At 44.2% G+C, this 1,003-nt stretch carries 1 pseudogene; it reads right to left on the bottom strand.

What is annotated here, in order from left to right:
* A pseudogene (locus tag ACFIL3_RS10485) lies at positions 1 to 1,003 on the bottom strand (filamentous hemagglutinin); the annotation flags it as partial.

The raw sequence follows: 1,003 nt of genomic DNA, 5'->3' as shown, positions 1-1,003 counted from the left end.
CATCGCGGCTTCCATCAGCTTTATAACCATAACAACTGTCTGTATTAGCCTGACAACCAAGATAAGTGTTTTTATAAGCCGTTGCCCCTAAATTGGTCAGCACATTGGCGTGGATATCGGCATTTCCCCCTGCTCTCATAGAGCTATAATGGTTGTCAATGGTATCAGCGTTAATGATGAGATTGCCACTAGATTGTATTACCCCCGAAACAGTTGGTTTATGCGAAAATGCTTGTGTGACAGTCTTTTCTGTCATATGTGACCAGTCTTCGTTTATTGACCCAAACCATCCTCCCTTCCGCCGAGAACCATTCCATTGGTAGCGTTTTACGGACTTTTGATCATAGACAGGCTTAAATTCCCAAGTAAAAGCCTTATAGACTGTTCCATCGCTTGAAATTGCGGTGCCATAGGTTTCTTCTTTGCTCGACCAAAGAGGAACATCCAAGAAAATTCTTACGTGCCCGTCAAAAGGTCCGGTATGACTTTGATGTTCGTGTCCCTTTCCCCAAAGGTTGGGACCATCTTGATATAACATCCCATCACTGAGCCTATCAGAACCCTTTGGTCTTTGGAAAGAAATATCGCTATATTCCGTTTTTTCTGTGATGACAGGCGTGCTATCGGCTTCGTTTTTTAGAGTGTTGGTTTGGATATTTAAGTTTCCACCAGCTTGAATAAAGCCCGCTTTGTTAACAAGGGAAAGGCTTTTTCCGCTGCCAGCTGCATTGATGAAACCCAAATCACCCTCTGCCATTATGGTGCCAAAATCATTCAACAAAGCCCCATCAACTTGTAAAGCACCATTGCCCTTCACATAAATTAAGCCCGTTTTGCTGTTGGTCACATCCCCCGTCACGCTAAAGACTAAATCCTGCCCCGATGCCAATTGACCGCTATTTCTAAGCTCCCCCGTCTTGATCACGAAATCTCGTGCTGCTAAAACAGACGTTGTCTCATCAACCATAACGCTTGGAGCAATAAAGAGAATATCTCCAGTCCC

It is taken from the genome of Bartonella sp. CE47NXGY, assembly GCF_042195415.1.
GTDB lineage: Bacteria > Pseudomonadota > Alphaproteobacteria > Rhizobiales > Rhizobiaceae > Bartonella.
The sequence above is the reverse complement of the archived record's forward strand: the minus strand, read 5'-3'. Positions and strand labels throughout refer to the sequence as shown.